This is a genomic window from Pseudomonas sp. SWI44 (assembly GCF_002947915.1).
GTDB lineage: Bacteria > Pseudomonadota > Gammaproteobacteria > Pseudomonadales > Pseudomonadaceae > Aquipseudomonas > Aquipseudomonas taiwanensis.
The window spans coordinates 1-15819 of record NZ_CP026674.1 but is presented as its reverse complement, the minus strand read 5'-3'; the positions used below and the strand labels follow the sequence as shown (position 1 = coordinate 15819).

Here is a 15819-nt window from a genome sequence, read left to right as displayed (position 1 = left end):
CCTCTTAGCGCATCACGAACGGGTCGGGCATCGGCGCGGTGGAGAGATTGATCCACACCGTCTTCAGCTCGGTATAAGCCAGCACCGAGTCGATGCCGCTCTCACGGCCGTAGCCGCTGTTCTTGAAGCCACCGATCGGCGCCATGGCCGACACGGCACGGTAGGTGTTGACCCAGATGATGCCGGAGCGTACGTCACGGGCCAGGCGATGGGCACGGCCCAGGTCACGGGTCCAGATCCCGGCTGCCAGGCCGAACTGGGAGTCGTTGGCGATTGCCAAGGCCTCTTCCTCGGTCTTGAAGCGGATCACCGCCGCGACCGGGCCGAATACCTCTTCCTGCATGATGGTCATCGAGTTGCTGTCGCACTCGAACAGGGTCGGCTCGTAGAACCAGCCGTCCCCCTCGACCTCGGCACGCTTGCCACCCATGTGCAATTTGGCGCCTTCGGCCTTGGCGGCCGCAACCAGGCCTTCGACCACGGCCAGTTGCTGGGCGGTGGCCATCGGGCCCATCTCGCTGGCATCGTCCTGCGGATTACCGATACGAATGCGCTTGGCGCGGGCGATCAGGCGCTCGACGAACTCATCGAAGATCTCATCCTGCACCAGCAAGCGCGAACCTGCCACGCAGCTTTGTCCCGAGGCGGCATAGATGCCGGCTATGGCGCCGTTGATGGCGCTGTCCAAGTCAGCGTCGGCGAAGATGATGTTTGGCGACTTGCCACCCAGCTCCAGGGACAGCTTGGCGAAGTTCTCGGCGCTGCTGCGCACCACATGGCGGGCGGTGGCAGCACCGCCGGTGAAGGCGATCTTGCGCACCAGTGGATGGCGGGTAAGCGCTGCGCCAGTGCTTGGGCCGTAGCCGGTCACCACGTTGACCACGCCAGCCGGGAAGCCGGCTTCTAGGGCCAGGCGGGCCAGCTCCAGAATGGTCGCTGAGGCGTGCTCGGACGGCTTGAGCACGATGGTGTTGCCGGCGGCCAGAGCCGGCGCCAGCTTGATCGCGGTCAGGTACAGTGGGCTGTTCCACGGGATGATCCCGGCCACCACGCCGATCGGCTCGTGCACGGTGTAGGCGAACAGGTCAGGCTTGTCCAGCGGCAGGGTGCCGCCTTCGAGCTTGTCGGCCAGGCCTGCGGTGTAGTGGAAGAACTCCGGCAGGTAGCCGACCTGGCCGCGGGTTTCGCGGATCAGCTTGCCGTTGTCGCGGCTTTCGAGCTGGGCGAGGTGCTCTTTGTTCTGGGCGATCAGATCGCCGAGGCGACGCAGCAGCTTGCCTCGGGCGGTCGCGGTGAGGCTGCGCCAGGCTCTGCTGTCGAAGGCACGCTGGGCGGCCTGCACGGCCAGTTCGACATCGGCCTCACCGGCGTCGGGCAGTTGCGCCCAGGCCTTGGCGGTAGCCGGGTCGAGGCTGTCGAAGGTCTTGCCGCTCTGGGCATCGAGCCATTGGCCGTCGATGCACATCTGGAAACGAACGAGGGTCATGCAACAATCCCCTTGGCGGATTCGGTAAGGGTGCGGGCTTGCGCCAGGAAGTCCAGAAGCATCTTGTTGACTTCCCGCGGCGCTTCCACCGGCATCATATGCCGTTGCTCGGCGAGGACCACGCTTTGCGCACCAGGAATGCGCGCGGCAAGCTGGCGAGTCATGGCCGGAGTGGAGCCTGCGTCGAGTTCACCGGTGGCGATCAGCGTCGGCACCTGGATGCTGCCCAGGTCGTCGGCGCGATACATGTCTTGGGTGGCGAACAGCGCATAAGTGGTGTGATAGCCCTGCGGATCGTTGCTCGCCAGCACCTGGCGGATGGCGGCGACCTGCGCGGGGTTGGCGGCTTTGTATTCGCGGCTGAACCAGCGGTCGAGCGCGGCATCGACGTTGGCGTCCGGGCCTTGTTGCGCAGCCTGGGCGGCACGGGCGATGACGCCGGCGCTCTGCTCGGGGGTGCGGTTGAACACGCTGTTGAGCACCACCAGCGCGGCAAGGCGCTGCGGGTGGTGAAGGGCGAATGCGCGCGCCACCAGGCCACCCATCGAGAAGCCAATCACGGTGGCTTGGGCAATCTGCAGGTGATCGAGCAGTTCGGCCAGTTGGTCGGCGTAGCCTTCCAGGCCCACGTCGGGCGGTGGCAGGGCGCTCTGGCCATGGCCGAGCATGTCATAGGCGATGACCCGATAGTCGTTGGCCAGGCCCACGAACTGCCCGCCCCACATTTCTTTGTTCAGGCCCACGCCGTGGATCAACACCACAGGTTGGCCCTGGCCTTGGACCAGGTAGCTGGTTCCGGCCGGTGTACGTTCAGCGACAGGCTGAATCATGGAGGGCGCTCCTTGAAGGTCGGGCGTGGCGCTTGCACGCAACGCCCCGGCCCGTCTTGGTTGTTGTTATTGAGCGTTGGCTTTTTCGGCAGCCAGTTCTTCCAGGTCGATGTAGCGGTTGCCGATGCGCGGGTGCAGGCGACCGCCGTCGGAGGCGCCCAGGACCACGACGATTTCATCGGCGCGCGGGGCGTCTTCGATCTGCATTTCCAGGGTGATGTAGTGAGAACGCAGGCCTTCGTCGTCCTTCTGCATCATCGGGATCTGAATCGAGGTGCCTGGGCCGCCGCGCTTGTTGGTGAAGCTCAGGTAGCTCTTGGCCTTGACGGCTTCGCGGTAATGGTTGCCGAAGCGCAGGGTGTGGATCACGGCGGAAGCGTGTTCGATTTCGCCATCGGCGCCGACCACGGCGGCCTTGCCGTAGGCTTCGATCTTGTCGGCACCGCCGATGGCGGCGGTCAGGCGCTCGACCATCAGCGCGCCCAGCTCGGAGCAGTTGGCGCGGATTTCCGGCTTCAGATCCTCAACGAAACCGCGACCGGCCCATGGGTTCTTGATCACCACGGCCAGGCCGACCATGGTCACTGGCTTGTCGGTGGCTTTGCCGCCTTCGATGCGGGTCTCTTCGGAGTAGGTGACGATCTTGCGGATTTCGAAACTCATGGGGGGCTCCTGGTGAGGGTTATCAGCTCTTGTTGTCTGATGGTATACCATAATATTTGTTGTGCAAGAGGTGCCGAACAATTTCTCTGGTCAGGGGGACGAAAGGTGGGCTGATCCCTTGGTTTTTGGGCTGTCTGTGCTGGACTTCTCGCGGGTAGCCATGCACCTGCAGGTGCTGCACTGTTCTCGATTTCAGTGGGCTGGCGATGGGAACGCCGCCCATGCAAAAAAATGCCCGCTCACGCGGGCCACGAGGGCCCGCGGGAGCGGGCTCATCCCGCAACGGTTTCAGGCAATGGGAATTCAGGCGAACGCCGGCACCACTTCCTTGATGAAGAGTTCGAGCGACTTTTTCTTCTCGGCGTGGGGCAGGCTGTTGTCGCACCAGAAGCTGAACTCGTCGACGCCCAGTTCCTGGTAGTACTTGATGCGCGCGATGATTTCTTCCGGCGTGCCGATCATGGTGTTCTTGCGGATATTCTCCAGCGCGAACGCCGGCACTTCAGCGAACTTGGACTCCGGGCTTGGCTCGAGGAATCCGTTGACCGGCGTGGTCTTGTTGCCGAACCAGGCGTCGAAGGTGCGGTAGAAGCGCGAGATGGCCTGGGCGCCAACCTTCCAGCCTTCGGGCTCCGACGGGCTGTGTACGTGGGTGTGACGCAGCACCATCAGTTGCGGGCGCGGTACTTCGGGGTTGTTGTCGAGTGCGGCCTGGAACTTGTTCTTCAGGTCCAGCACTTCTTCGTCGCCCTTCATCAGCGGGGTGACCATGACGTTGCAGCCGTTTTTCACAGCGAAATTGTGCGAGTCCGGGTCGCGCGCGGCGATCCACATCGGGGGCATGCCTTTTTGCACGGGCTTGGGCACGCTGGTGGAGGTCGGGAACTTGTAAACCTCACCCTCATGGGCGTAATCGCCTTCCCACAGCTTGCGTACGGCCGGCACCATTTCACGCAGCGCCTTGCCTCCGTCGGTGGCGGGCATGCCGCCGGCCATGCGGTCGAACTCGAACTGATAGGCGCCACGGGCCAGGCCCACTTCCATGCGACCGTTGCTGATCACGTCCAGCAGGGCGCATTCACCGGCCACGCGGATAGGGTTCCAGAACGGCGCGATGATGGTGCCGGCGCCCAGGCGGATTTTCTCGGTGCGCGCGGCCAGGTAGGCCAGCAGCGGCATCGGGCTCGGCGAGATGGTGTATTCCATGGCGTGGTGTTCGCCGATCCACACGGTGCTGAAACCGCCGTTCTCGGCCATCAGGGTCAGTTCGGTCAGGTCTTCGAACAGCTGGCGATGGCTGACCTGTTCATCCCAACGTTCCATGTGCACGAACAACGAAAATTTCATGGGGCTTTCCTCGGAGCTTTAAGGTGTCGCCTGGTGCGCCAGGCGTCATTGATGACGATAGGTGGCTCAGGCGAAGGCGGGCAGGCTGGCCATCTTGCCGCGGCAGTAGACCATCGGCCGTGGGGCCTCTTCGGGCACGATCAGGTTGTGCACCTTGCCGACCATGATGGCGTGGTCGCCGCCTTCGTATTCACGCCACAATTCGCATTCGATGACGGCGGTGGCGCCGGCCAGAATGGGGTTGCCAAGCTCGCTCAAAGTCCACTCGATACCAGCGGCCTTGTCCTTGCCTTTCTTGGCGAACGCGTAGGCTTCGGTCTGTTGCTCGCCAGAGAGCAGGTGGATGGCAAAGCGCTTGTTGCGCATCAGTACCGGGTAGGAATCGGAGCTGTAGTTCGGGCAGAACAGCACCAGCGGCGGGTCCATGGACAGGGAAGAAAATGCGCTTGCGGTAAGGCCGACGATCGAACCATCGTCGTCCAGGGTGGTGATGACCGTGACGCCGGACGGGAAGGAGCCCAGGACATGCTTGTAGACGGTTGCATCGATCATGGCGAATACCTCGAGAGGGCTGCGGTGGTCCGCGGTTTTTATCGTTGATGTGTCTGATGGTATACCGTAATACTCGATTTGCAAGTGGAATTTTACACCGGGTAAAAATCACGATGAATGGCGCAAGGCCGCATGAACAGCGGCTTTGAAAAAATCAAGCAAGCATTGCGGGTGCTGCTGAACCGGATCAGTTACACATTTTTCAGCCGCATCAGTGTTGTCAAAAGTTTGGAATACCATAATATGGTCTTCAGCTGAGAGGCCGCCCCGCGCGGTTTCCTTACAAAGATAAAAACGACCTTTCGAGCTGAAAACCTATGTCCCAACCGTCGTCGCAACACCAGTTTGTCGAGAATCACACGGTCGATTACGTTCCACCTGCCGAGCGCCATGGGAAGGCGCGTGATCTGTTCACCCTTTGGTTCAGCACCAACATAGCGCCCCTGCCCATCGTCACCGGCGCCATGGTGGTCCAGGTATTCCACCTGAATCTGTTGTGGGGGTTGGTCGCCATCGTGCTGGGCCATCTTGCCGGGGGCGTGGTCATCGCCTTGGCCTCTGCCCAGGGACCGCAGTTGGGCATTCCGCAGATGGTCCAGAGCCGTGGCCAATTCGGCCGCTATGGCGCCTTACTGATCGTGTTCTTCACGGCGCTCATTTATGTGGGCTTCTTCATTTCCAACATTGTGTTGGCGGGCAAGTCGATCCATGGCATCGCCCCCAGCGTGCCGATGCCCACTGCCATCGTCATTGGTGCGCTGAGCGCAACGGCCATTGGTGTGATCGGTTACCGCTTCATCCACACCTTGAACCGTATTGGCACCTGGGTGATGGGCTCGGCATTGCTGGCAGGCTTCATCATGATGTTCGCCCAGCAGCTGCCGGCTGACTTCTTCAGCCGCGGAGGGTTCAACCTGTCAGGCTTCATCGCCACGGTGTCGCTCGGCACTATCTGGCAGATCAGCTTCTCGCCGTACACCTCCGACTACTCGCGCTACCTGCCGCGCGAGGTAGGCATCGCCAAGCCATTCTGGGCGACCTATTTCGGCGCCACACTGGGCACCATTTTGTGCTTCAGTTTCGGTGCCGTGGCGGTGCTGTGCGTGCCGCAAGGTACCGATGCGATGGACGCGGTCAAGCAAGCCACCGGTTGGCTGGGGCCGATCCTGATGGTGCTGTTCCTGCTCAACATCATCAGCCATAACGCCCTCAACCTCTATGGCGCGGTGCTGTCGATCGTCACGGCCATCCAGACCTTCGTCGCCCAGTGGACCCCGAGCATCAAGGTGCGGGTGATTTTGGCGTCGCTGATCTTGGTGGGCTGCGGCCTGGTAGCGCTCAATGCATCGGCGGACTTCATCGGTCAGTTCATCGGCCTGATCCTGGCGCTACTGCTGGTGCTCGTACCGTGGGCCTCGATCAACTTGATCGACTTCTACCTGATCAAGAAAGGCCAGTACGACATTGCCTCGATCTTCCGCGCCGATGGCGGTATCTACGGGCGCTTCAACCACCATGCGATTGTCGCCTATGCCTGCGGGATCCTGGTGCAGTTGCCGTTCGCCAACACTTCGCTGTATGTCGGGCCCTACTCGAACATCGTCGAGGGGGCCGACCTGTCGTGGCTGTTTGGCTTGTTGGTGACGGTGCCGCTCTATTACTGCCTGGCGACCCGAGGCAAGGAAGAGAAAGCGGGCAGGTTGTCAGTGCGAATGACTGACTGGGCTTCGTAACGACCGTGATGGCGCTGCTTTGGCAGCGCCATCTTCGTTTTCGGGGGGCCTACAACGGATAGTGCTTCAGTTCCCGAGCGATCAGCATCCGCTGGATCTCGCTCGAGCCCTCATAGATCTGCGTGATCCGCGCATCGCGGTAATACCGCTCCACCGGATAGTCTTCCAGGTAGCCATAGCCTCCGTGCACCTGAATCGCCATCGAACACACGCGCTCGGCCATTTCCGAAGCGAACAGCTTGGCCTGGGATGCTTCCGACAAGCACGGCTTGCCCGCGCTGCGCAGGCGCGCAGCATGCAGTATCAACAGGCGCGCGGCATGACCTGTACCTGCATGTCGGCCAGCAGGTTAGCGATGCTCTGGTGTTCATTGATCGGCTTGCCGAACTGCACACGGTCGCGCGAATAGAGAAGGGCAGCCTCGAATGCCGCGCGGGCTATCCCCAAGGCTTGGGCGGCGATGCCTATCCGCCCGCCTTCGAGGTTGGAGAGGGCGATAGCCAGGCCCTTGCCGCGCTCGCCAAGGATGTTGGCGGCCGGGATACGGCAGTTGTCGAGGGAGACCGCGCAGGTATCCGAAGCGCGGATGCCCATCTTGTGCTCGCTACGGTCGACCTTGAACCCCGGATTGTCGGTCGGCACCAGAAAGGCAGAAAGACCCTTCTTGCCCAGCTCCGGGTCGGTGACGGCGAAGACGATGGCCAGTCCGGCACGGCGGGCGTTGCTGACGAACTGCTTGGAGCCGTTGATCACCCATTCGCCGTTGACCAGCTCTGCACGGGTGCGCAGGTTGTGCGCTTCGGAGCCGGCTTGCGGCTCGGTCAGGCAGAAGCAACCGATGACTTCGCCGCTGGCCAGGCGCGGTAGCCAGGCCTGTTGCTGCTCGGGCGTGCCATAAGCCAGCAGCGGGCCGCAACCGACGGAGTTGTGAATGCTCATCATCGCCCCGGTAGCGCCGCAGCCAGCAGCGATCTCCTCGACGGCCAGGGCGTAGGCGACATAGTCGGTGTAGCTGCCGCCAAAGTCTTCAGGCACCACCATGCCAAGCAGGCCCAGTTCGCCCATTTTCTTCACCACGGCGTCATCGATCCAGCCGGCCTTTTCCCAAGCCTGGGCGTGGGGGGCGATCTCGCCGCGGGCAAAGTCCCGGGCCATGTCGCGGATCATGATCTGCTCTTCGCTCAGTTCCAGGTCTTGCATGTGCGTACTCCCAGGCTCACAGGCCTTCGAAGAATTGGTCGACCCGCTGGCGGCTCAGCCCGCTCAAGGTCGGCGGATTCCAGCGTGGTTGTTTGTCCTTGTCGACGATCAGGGCGCGTACGCCTTCGATGATATCGCCGTGCTGGAACCACTGGCGGTCCAGGTGCAACTCCATGGCGAAGCAGTCTTCCAGTGCCAGGTGGCGGCCTCGGCGCAGCATCTCCAAGGTCACTGCCATGGCCAGCGGCGAACGGCTTTCCAGCAGGTCGGCTGTGGCTATGGCCCACGGGCGACTGTCACCGATGCTGACCGCGCGCAGTTGCTCGATGATTGCGAGCGGGTCGGGTTGGGCGAAGAAGTGGTCGATGACGGGGCGCAGCTTTTCCAGAGGGGCATCGTTCAGGGTCTGGGTGCCGAGGGTGGCCATCAGGTTTTGCAGGTCCTTGAGTGGGTATTCGCCGAACGTGATGTTATCCAGGCCTTGCTCCAGGGCAGTGAGGGCGTCGCTGGCCAGGTACCAGTCGGCCAGCCCGCAGTACAGGGCATCGGTGGCCTGGATCTGCACGCCACTGACCCCCAGGTAGATGCCTAGTTCACCGGGAATGCGCGGCAGGAAATAACTGCCGCCCACGTCCGGGAAGTAACCGATGCCCACCTCGGGCATGCCCAGGCGGCTGCGCTCGGTGACGATGCGCAGGTCCGCGCCTTGGGCCAGGCCCATGCCGCCGCCGAGGGTGAAACCGTCCATCAGCACCAGAACCGGTTTGCGGTAGCGATGGATGAGCAGGTCGAGGGCATATTCCTCGACGAAGAAATCTTCGTGAAGCCTGTCACCAGCCTTGAAGCTGTCATGCAGCGAGCGGATATCGCCACCGGCGCAGAAGCCCTTGGGGCCTTCGCCGCGCAGAACCACGGCCTTTACCTGTGCGTCCTCGGCCCACCGGTCCAAGTGCTGGCGCAGGCTGCGCACCATGTCGAGGGTCAGGGCGTTGAGGCCGGTAGGGCGGTTGAGGGTGAGGTGGCCAATGTGGTTGCGAACCTCGGCCAAAACGTGATCCGTTGCCGAGATGTGAGCATGCGCGGTCATCGCGTTCTCCCTGCTTTGTTATTGATTTTCCAAGTGAAGTCTGGAGTGCGCTGGAGTGTCGCAGGATCGTGGCATGCGAATTTACCGTGCACAATCGACAAATCTGCAGGGGTGTCCTGCATTTTTGCCTTATGTGCGCGCCTTCCGGACAAGTCATGCAACTTTAGCGCTGTCGCGTCCCCGCGTCGTCCGTCGCTGGCCACCTTCGATCCTTGCACCGTGAAACGTCACGCTTACCGATCTCGCTCGATGTAGTCCGTATCCCACGAGTCGTGTCGAACTGCATCTGACATACATGGGAAGCGCGTCCCCGTACCGTTCTCGCACCGCGACTTGCCACGTTCACCTGTCAGGTCGCAGTCGTTTTCACTACGTTTTCCTAAAGGAGACAGGGATGTTTGCCGCCGCGAACCAGACCCATTTCAGCTTGCACATCGACGGCCTGGAGCACGATTTCCAGGTCCTCGCCTTCAACGGCACGGAAGCCATCAGCCACGCCTATGCCATTGACCTCGAGCTGGTCAGCGAACGCCCTTCGCTGGACCTGGAACGCCTGCTGCACAAACCCGCCTTCCTCCAGCTCGGCGACGCCGGCCGCAGTCTGCACGGCCTGATCCATCGCGCCGTCAAGGGCAAGTCCCTGGCCAGCACCGGCATGAAACTGGCCCAGAGCGGCCAGGCCGCGCTGCAACAGGTGCAACTGCCGACGCTGCCGACGCTGAGCCCTCCCGCCAACCCGGCCAAGCGCCCGCTGGGCAGTGAGGTGCTGGCATGAGTGGCGAAACCAAGCAACGTGAAGCGCAAGTCGCGGTCGCCCCACTCAACACCATCGACGCCAAGGACGTGGGCCGCGGCGCCGCCGCCTTCGACGCCTGGTTGCAGTCGGTCAGCAGCGGCTACGTCACCCTCGAACGGATCAAGACCGTGGCCGGTGCCTTGCCGGTGGTGGGCAACATCATGGCCCTGGTCGACGCCCTGGGCGATGTGGTCACCCTGGTCAAGAGCAAGCACCGCCAGGTGCTCGACTGGGTCAGCCTGGGCATCAACCTGATCGGCGTATTGCCAGCGCCGCCGACCATGGCCGCCGCCCGCATGAGCTTGCGCCCGACCTTGTTCCTGGTCCGCCAGGAGCTGCGCAACAGCGCCAAGATGCTGCTGGGCGACTCGCTGATCACGGTGCTGATGGGCCACCTCAACGCCACCATCGCCGGGACCCTCGACGACTTTGTGACCCAGGCACAGCCAAAGATCGCCGGCATTCTCAAGGACGCGGGCGATCTGGGTACCAAGGTGACTGGCGAAATTGCCACGGGCCTGGAGAAAGTCGTGCTCGGCCAACTCGACGCCCAGGGCGACAAGGCGGCGGCGAGCAAGCAGATGGCAGCCGCCAGCGACCAGTTGCTCAACGACCCCAAGGCGGCGATCAGCAACTTCTTCGGGGCGTACGTGTGAGAAGGATGGTACTCATGGGAATAGTCTCAATTCCACTAAACCCGCTATTGGATATACCTTGAGGGATGAAGACGATCATAGCGTTCTAAACTACGGTGAGACTACTATGGGTAAACGCAGGTATACAGAAAAATATCTCAAGGAAAATAACGCATATATGCAGGAGGAGGCATCAGGGACAAAGTGGGAAATGCATGCGTGGCAGCATCAGCAGATATTGGATTACAAGGCTGTAAGTAAAGACGGCAAAAGACCTCCTCTGAATAAAAGCGATTATTAAGGTGCCGTATGATTTTTAGCACTTCAAGTGAACAACATGTTATTGTCGGAAATGCCGCTCAAATTGCTCGAAAAAGAGTAAAAGATGTACTGGTAGAGACTCTGTCTGATGTTTCGCTAGAATGTGGCGCGAACTCGTGGACGTTCATTTCAATCTTAATGCCAGACGAGCGAGTCATTGACTATCCCGAAGTGAAGAAGTACCACAAGGCGCGTAAGGTTATTGAAGTTCGCGTTCAAATACCTGTCAATGAGTTCAAAGAGGCGGATGAGTCAAGGCAGGTGAGCTTAATGCTTGATGCCGTGCTTCGCTCAATCGAAATGATGAAGGAAATAAAGAGTCTGAAGATTACGAGAGCGATGTTCTTTTGCTTAAGGATTCAGTTAACAAAGCCCGTGCGAAGTTAAGTGGCTAATTAGTGTCGCGCTAGACTAGGACGGCGTGGTCAACTGGTCAAAAGCAGGAACCGGCAACTGCTGGACTTGGTTGGGCAAGGTGCTAGGCAACTTTTGCCTACGACGGCAATGGCAAGCTGATCCAGGCCATCAATGCCGACAGCAAGCTGCAATGGTTCCATGACGAAGCGGGCAACCTCACTCGCGAGCATCAGTACTACCTCAAGACCGCTGTGCCGATGGTCGCGGTGTGGAGGCACGAGTACGACGCGCTGAACCTGCGCACGGCGACGATTCGTCCCGATGGCCATAAGGTCAGCACGCTCACCTACGGCAGCGGTCACGTGCTGGGCATGACCCTTGACCAGCATGAGCTGCTGGCCTACGAGCGCGATGCTCTGCACCGTGAGTGGTCCGGCATCAGGGCAACCAGCTGATGCAGACCCAGGCGTGGGACCCGGCAGGTCGCTTGCAGGCGCAATGGCTGGGTAGCCACGACGGCAAGTCCACGTTGCTCAAGCGCCAGTATCAATACGATGCCATCGGCCAGCTGACCGACATCCACGACACCCGCCGTGGTCACCTGGCTATCAGTACGACCCGGTGGGCCGTCTGCTGCAAGCCACCAGTCGCCTGGGTGTCGCGACCTTCGCCTTCGACCCGGCCGGCAACCTGCTGGACCAGAAGACCCAGGAACTCAACCGCCCGCTGGAAAGCGACCCGCGTCGCAACAAGCTGATGGACAACCTGCTGCGCGAGTACGCCGGCACGCATTACCAGTACGACGAACGCGGCAACCTCATCCACCGCCTGCATAACGGCGACAAGGCCCGCCTGACCTGGGACCTGTTCGACCGTCTGGTCCGCTTCGACGATGGCAAGCTCAGCGTGGCGTACAGCTACGACGCCCTGGGCCGTCGCCTGCACAAACACTCGACCGCGCATCACTACGACGATCCCCGTGCGGGCAGTGGCTGGAACCAGATGCAACGCGCCAAGCGCCAGCGCGAACTGGGTTGCGGTTACACCCTGTACGGCTGGGATGGCGACAACCTCGCCTGGGAAAGCTCGCCGCCGCAGGACGAAGGCGAAACCGGGCGGACCGTGCATTACCTGTACGAACCGGACAGCTTCGTGCCCGTTGCGCAGGCGCTGCGCAAGGCACCGATTCGCCTGTTACGGCAGCCGGACTGGCGTGGACGCGAATACGACATCGACCAGGACCCGCTGTGGCAACACGAAGTGAAGCCGCAGCCGATCGATGCGATTGCCTGGTATCAGTGCGATCACCTCGGTACGCCGATGGAGCTGACCGACCACCACGGAGAGGTGGCGTGGGCGGGGCAGTACAAGGCGTGGGGTGACGTGCGCGAGGTGCGCTCGGACTGGGCCAAGCAGGTTGGGATGAGCAACCCGATTCGCTTCCAGGGGCAGTACCACGATCACGAGACCGGGCTGCATTACAACCGGTATCGGTACTATGATCCGAGGGTTGGGCGGTTCGTGAGTCAGGACCCCATTAGTTACGGGGTGGCTTGAACCTGTATGCCTATACTCCTAACCCTATTTATTGGTACGACTCTCTTGGGCTCACGCCAACAGTATTGGACGCACCGGGTTATGCAGTATATGGCCTATACCCGGTAAGGAAAAGCCATTCTATGTTGGACATACAGCTCAGGACCCAGCTGCTCGAGAACAGCAGCATAAGCAGACCCAGAGGCTGGGGCAGGGCGAGCTTAGAGTGATAGAAAGTGATTTAACATATACTCAGGCGAAAGGTAAGGAACAATTCTATGTCGAAAGCTATGGGGCTAAAACTGGCTTCCCTAGAAACGTAATTGAGCCAATCAACAAGTCAAGAACTGATGAGCGTGGACTTTCGCATTTGGCGGAGTATAAGAATGCCAAGAAAAGTACTGCGCTGTGCGAGTTGTGAGGAGGACGAGTGGGAAAAGTGAATAAAAGCATCACTCCGGGAGATTTTTTTTGTATTCCTGCGCTAAGCGAAATGGATGGAAAGGGCTTTGTTATGGCTCGCTATATAGGTGCGGTTTCTGGAAATGCGGGCTATTTGATAGAGGTCTTCAAAAAGTTTTACAAGGCGCTACCTGCAGATATCGGCGAGGTAGATACGAGTGAGCGTCTTTTTAGACCTGTTCTTTGCTCTTTTAATTTCCCGGAGATTCCCCGTTGGAGGGTGGTTTTTCATGACCCTGATTACGACAGATCTAAATCTGGCTACCAAGATATTGTTCTAGAGTTTGTGCCATATCTCTGGGTCGGTGGTGAGAAGCAACCTAAGGGTATTAAGTCTGAAGGAAAGGGTTTTGAACGGTCAATCTGTTGGCGTACGTTGCACTTGATTTTTAGGGTCAACGCGCATCTAGCAGGCAGATTTGAAAGTGACGAACCATATGACTACCACAAGCTGAATGCTGCGGAACGTGTCGACGCCCCTGATGCTGTCAGCGATGTAATTGCCTTGGCAGAGTCTGTCGAAGCAAATTTGGCGAAGCAATTCAGCGTTTGGAAAAAGAAAGTTAAGGGCTGAGCCTTCATTTCGTCACGACACCCGCCGTCACCTGGCCTATCAGTACGACCCGGTGGGCCGCCTGCTGCAAGCCACCAGTCGCCTGGGTGTCGACCTTCGCCTTCGACCCGGCCGGCAACCTGCTGGACCAGAAGACCAGGAACTCAACCGCCCGCTGGAAAGCGACCCGCGTCGCAACAAGCTGATGGACAACCTGCTGCGCGAGTACGCCGGCACGCATTACCAGTACGACGAACGCGGCAACCTCATCCACCGCCTGCACAACGGCGATAAAGCCCGCCTGACCTGGGACCTGTTCGACCGTCTGGTCCGCTTCGACGATGGCAAGCTCAGCGTGGCATACAGCTACGACGCGCTGGGCCGTCGCCTGCACAAACACTCGACCGCGCATCACTACGACGATCCCCGTGCGGGCAGCGGCTGGAACCAGATGCAACGCGCCAAGCGCCAGCGCGAACTGGGTTGCGGTTACACCCTGTACGGCTGGGATGGCGACAACCTCGCCTGGGAAAGCTCGCCGCCACAGGACGAAGGCGAAACCGGGCGGACCGTGCATTACCTGTACGAACCGGACAGCTTCGTGCCCGTCGCGCAGGCCCTGCGCAGGGCACCGATTCGCCTGTTGCGGCAGCCGGACTGGCGTGGACGCGAATACGACATCGACCAGGACCCGCTGTGGCAGCACGAAGTGAAACCGCAGCCGATCGATGCGATTGCCTGGTACCAGTGCGATCACCTCGGTACGCCGATGGAACTGACCGACCACCACGGAGAGGGGCGTGGGCGGGGCAGTACAAGGCGTGGGGTGACGTGCGCGAGGTGCGCTCGGAGTGGGCCAAGCAGGTTGGGATGACCAACCCGATTCGCTTCCAGGGGCAGTACCACGATCATGAGACCGGGCTGCATTACAACCGGTATCGGTACTATGATCCGAGGGTTGGGCGGTTAAACCTGTTTGCCTATGCGCCGAACCCTGTGGAGTGGATTGATCCTCTTGGATTAGCGAAAAAGCAGCCAGTAAGACTCGTTAATGGCTGTCCAATTATCGGTACTGGGCAGAAGACTGGTGGTGATGGTCATGCTCAAATATCCGAGGGTATGGCGGAGCAGATGGCCAACAGCGGCCAATATGAAAAAATTGGCGTTAACGTAGCAGTCAAGACCGTGACAGGGGTACCTACAGACCCGATTACTCGTCCGGATGTTACTGGGCTAAGGAAGATGGGGAAGTAGATATTGTTGAAGTACCTTCACCAACCGATAACCTGAAGGAGTTGTAGTCGAAAGGAAGAAGTACCTTGAAAGGCTTGGGTGATCGTGCTGGTGGTTACACAGAGACAGAGAGAACTCGTCGGAGAATTTAGATGGTGGACTACTATAATTTTCTTGTCGCTCATTCGGTGGCAGGAGAGAAATTAGACTTCGTTAAGAACTACTCTGCGTTCGAGCAATGCATGCAAAATGTGGGTGGAAAAATTGAACGTTGTGGTGGTAAAAACGGGAGGGTAATTAAGTTTGGTCGGGAGAAGTATCTAAAGGAACTTAATGAGGGGAAGGTTGATGTAATTGAGCTTTACTCAGAAAGGATATGGGAGAAAGGGGAGGGAAGTGAGACACTTAATTGCGATTTTTCGTCAGTTTTGTCTGCGGATGGGCTCTCTGCTAACAGCGTTTTCGGAAAAGCTCAGTTTGAAATCGTTGGTTGAGTCTTTTCTAAGCTGTCCAGAATGGTATGTCGATTTTTTATGCATACGCCTACAGAAAGCCACGCGTTTGGTTTTGGTTACGCGTTTGGGCGACATGTTCCAGATGAAGAACATCCGTTAATGTGGTCTAGGCGTGACGAAACTATTATGTGGCTCAAGATGCAGTGGGCCGGTAAAACTGATGAATATATTAGGGATGTATATCCGGTAAATCTTTTTTCTGTGCGTAAGCTACAAGCGCTTCCTCCCAAAAAGCTCGAATTATTATATGCTGTGATGTCACAGCATGGTGAAATTCTTGACAAGTCTGGATTCAAGGTGTGGGCTTTATCTGATGTTGATCGTGAAAGTGCTAGGGAGAAACTTTCTGAGGTCGATTTGCTAGCATCATGTATGGCCTAGTTCTCTATTTTAATCGGCGGAGTCGGATGGCGAGGCCATGCTACGGCAGCTCCAGCGCGGCTGACCGATGCGCGGTTGAGTGACTTGCTCAAGGGTTCGCCTCAAGGCTTCGGCAGGCAATAATGGCTTGCG

Annotated in this window: 12 protein-coding genes and 4 pseudogenes; 9 read left to right on the top strand and 7 right to left on the bottom strand. The window is 59.5% G+C overall.

Going from position 1 to position 15819, the window contains the following annotated elements; all coding sequences use genetic code 11:
* Nucleotides 1-4: 4 nt before the first annotated feature.
* The 5 genes from C4Q26_RS00080 to C4Q26_RS00060 form a co-directional block, all read right to left on the bottom strand.
* Nucleotides 5-1486: an aldehyde dehydrogenase gene (locus C4Q26_RS00080; RefSeq protein ID WP_104882531.1), complete on the bottom strand. Its 1482-nt coding sequence runs from the start codon at nucleotides 1484-1486 to the stop codon at nucleotides 5-7.
* Nucleotides 1483-2316, bottom strand: a complete 834-nt coding sequence (locus C4Q26_RS00075) for an alpha/beta fold hydrolase (RefSeq protein WP_104882530.1) — start codon at nucleotides 2314-2316, stop codon at nucleotides 1483-1485. The genes C4Q26_RS00080 and C4Q26_RS00075 overlap by 4 nt, the downstream gene beginning before the upstream one ends.
* Before the next feature lie 66 nt (nucleotides 2317-2382).
* A complete protein-coding gene (locus tag C4Q26_RS00070; RefSeq protein WP_023380267.1) occupies nucleotides 2383-2979 on the bottom strand; it encodes an amino acid synthesis family protein in 597 nt (198 codons plus the stop codon).
* A gap of 303 nt (nucleotides 2980-3282) precedes the next feature.
* Nucleotides 3283-4326 carry an LLM class flavin-dependent oxidoreductase gene (locus C4Q26_RS00065; protein ID WP_023380268.1) on the bottom strand — a complete coding sequence of 348 codons (1044 nt, stop codon included), beginning with the start codon at nucleotides 4324-4326 and terminating at the stop codon, nucleotides 3283-3285.
* A gap of 66 nt (nucleotides 4327-4392) precedes the next feature.
* Complete coding sequence (locus tag C4Q26_RS00060) at nucleotides 4393-4878, bottom strand: flavin reductase family protein (RefSeq protein ID WP_023380269.1); 486 nt, start codon at nucleotides 4876-4878, stop codon at nucleotides 4393-4395.
* A 317-nt stretch (nucleotides 4879-5195) separates the two neighbouring features.
* Between C4Q26_RS00060 and C4Q26_RS00055 the strand changes: the two genes are divergently transcribed.
* Nucleotides 5196-6611 (top strand): cytosine permease, encoded by a 1416-nt coding sequence (locus C4Q26_RS00055; RefSeq protein ID WP_104882529.1) that lies wholly within the window; start codon nucleotides 5196-5198, stop codon nucleotides 6609-6611.
* A 49-nt stretch (nucleotides 6612-6660) separates the two neighbouring features.
* Here the strand turns inward: C4Q26_RS00055 and C4Q26_RS00050 are convergent.
* Nucleotides 6661-7811, bottom strand: a pseudogene (locus C4Q26_RS00050) (acyl-CoA dehydrogenase family protein).
* A gap of 16 nt (nucleotides 7812-7827) precedes the next feature.
* Nucleotides 7828-8898, bottom strand: coding sequence for an enoyl-CoA hydratase/isomerase family protein (locus C4Q26_RS00045; protein WP_104882528.1), 1071 nt, complete (start codon nucleotides 8896-8898; stop codon nucleotides 7828-7830).
* Between the two features lie 394 nt (nucleotides 8899-9292).
* On the opposite strand from C4Q26_RS00045, the pseudogene C4Q26_RS00040 reads away from it, so the two are divergent.
* The 8 genes and pseudogenes from C4Q26_RS00040 to C4Q26_RS27790 all read left to right on the top strand — a co-directional run.
* Nucleotides 9293-9538, top strand: a pseudogene (locus C4Q26_RS00040) (type VI secretion system tip protein VgrG); the annotation flags it as partial.
* Nucleotides 9539-9669: 131 nt separating this feature from the next.
* Nucleotides 9670-10350, top strand: a complete 681-nt coding sequence (locus tag C4Q26_RS00035) for a hypothetical protein (RefSeq protein WP_256583349.1) — start codon at nucleotides 9670-9672, stop codon at nucleotides 10348-10350.
* A gap of 288 nt (nucleotides 10351-10638) precedes the next feature.
* Nucleotides 10639-11037 (top strand): hypothetical protein, encoded by a 399-nt coding sequence (locus C4Q26_RS27795; protein ID WP_158664869.1) that lies wholly within the window; start codon nucleotides 10639-10641, stop codon nucleotides 11035-11037.
* A gap of 98 nt (nucleotides 11038-11135) precedes the next feature.
* Nucleotides 11136-12617: pseudogene (locus C4Q26_RS00020) on the top strand (RHS repeat-associated core domain-containing protein); the annotation flags it as partial.
* Between the two features lie 365 nt (nucleotides 12618-12982).
* On the top strand, nucleotides 12983-13579 hold the full coding sequence (locus tag C4Q26_RS00015; protein WP_158664868.1) for an Imm26 family immunity protein: 597 nt from the start codon (nucleotides 12983-12985) through the stop codon (nucleotides 13577-13579).
* Between the two features lie 13 nt (nucleotides 13580-13592).
* A pseudogene (locus tag C4Q26_RS00010) lies at nucleotides 13593-14587 on the top strand (RHS repeat-associated core domain-containing protein); the annotation flags it as partial.
* A 356-nt stretch (nucleotides 14588-14943) separates the two neighbouring features.
* Nucleotides 14944-15285: a hypothetical protein gene (locus C4Q26_RS00005; protein WP_104882525.1), complete on the top strand. Its 342-nt coding sequence runs from the start codon at nucleotides 14944-14946 to the stop codon at nucleotides 15283-15285.
* 39 nt (nucleotides 15286-15324) lie between these two features.
* Entirely contained in the window at nucleotides 15325-15687 is a 363-nt protein-coding gene (locus C4Q26_RS27790) for a hypothetical protein (protein ID WP_158664867.1), read from the top strand.
* Nucleotides 15688-15819 lie beyond the last annotated feature (132 nt).

Bases quoted from the DNA above. Each gene is read 5' to 3' on its own strand.
- C4Q26_RS00045 (WP_104882528.1), bottom strand. From the start codon at position 8,898: ATGACCGCGCATGCTCACATCTCGGCAACGGATCACGTTTTGGCCGAG.
- C4Q26_RS00060 (WP_023380269.1), bottom strand. From the start codon at position 4,878: ATGATCGATGCAACCGTCTACAAGCATGTCCTGGGCTCCTTCCCGTCC.
- C4Q26_RS00080 (WP_104882531.1), bottom strand. From the start codon at position 1,486: ATGACCCTCGTTCGTTTCCAGATGTGCATCGACGGCCAATGGCTCGAT.
- C4Q26_RS27790 (WP_158664867.1), top strand. From the start codon at position 15,325: ATGCATACGCCTACAGAAAGCCACGCGTTTGGTTTTGGTTACGCGTTT.
- C4Q26_RS00055 (WP_104882529.1), top strand. From the start codon at position 5,196: ATGTCCCAACCGTCGTCGCAACACCAGTTTGTCGAGAATCACACGGTC.
- C4Q26_RS00065 (WP_023380268.1), bottom strand. From the start codon at position 4,326: ATGAAATTTTCGTTGTTCGTGCACATGGAACGTTGGGATGAACAGGTC.
- C4Q26_RS00070 (WP_023380267.1), bottom strand. From the start codon at position 2,979: ATGAGTTTCGAAATCCGCAAGATCGTCACCTACTCCGAAGAGACCCGC.
- C4Q26_RS00035 (WP_256583349.1), top strand. From the start codon at position 9,670: ATGAGTGGCGAAACCAAGCAACGTGAAGCGCAAGTCGCGGTCGCCCCA.
- C4Q26_RS27795 (WP_158664869.1), top strand. From the start codon at position 10,639: ATGATTTTTAGCACTTCAAGTGAACAACATGTTATTGTCGGAAATGCC.
- C4Q26_RS00075 (WP_104882530.1), bottom strand. From the start codon at position 2,316: ATGATTCAGCCTGTCGCTGAACGTACACCGGCCGGAACCAGCTACCTG.
- C4Q26_RS00005 (WP_104882525.1), top strand. From the start codon at position 14,944: ATGGTGGACTACTATAATTTTCTTGTCGCTCATTCGGTGGCAGGAGAG.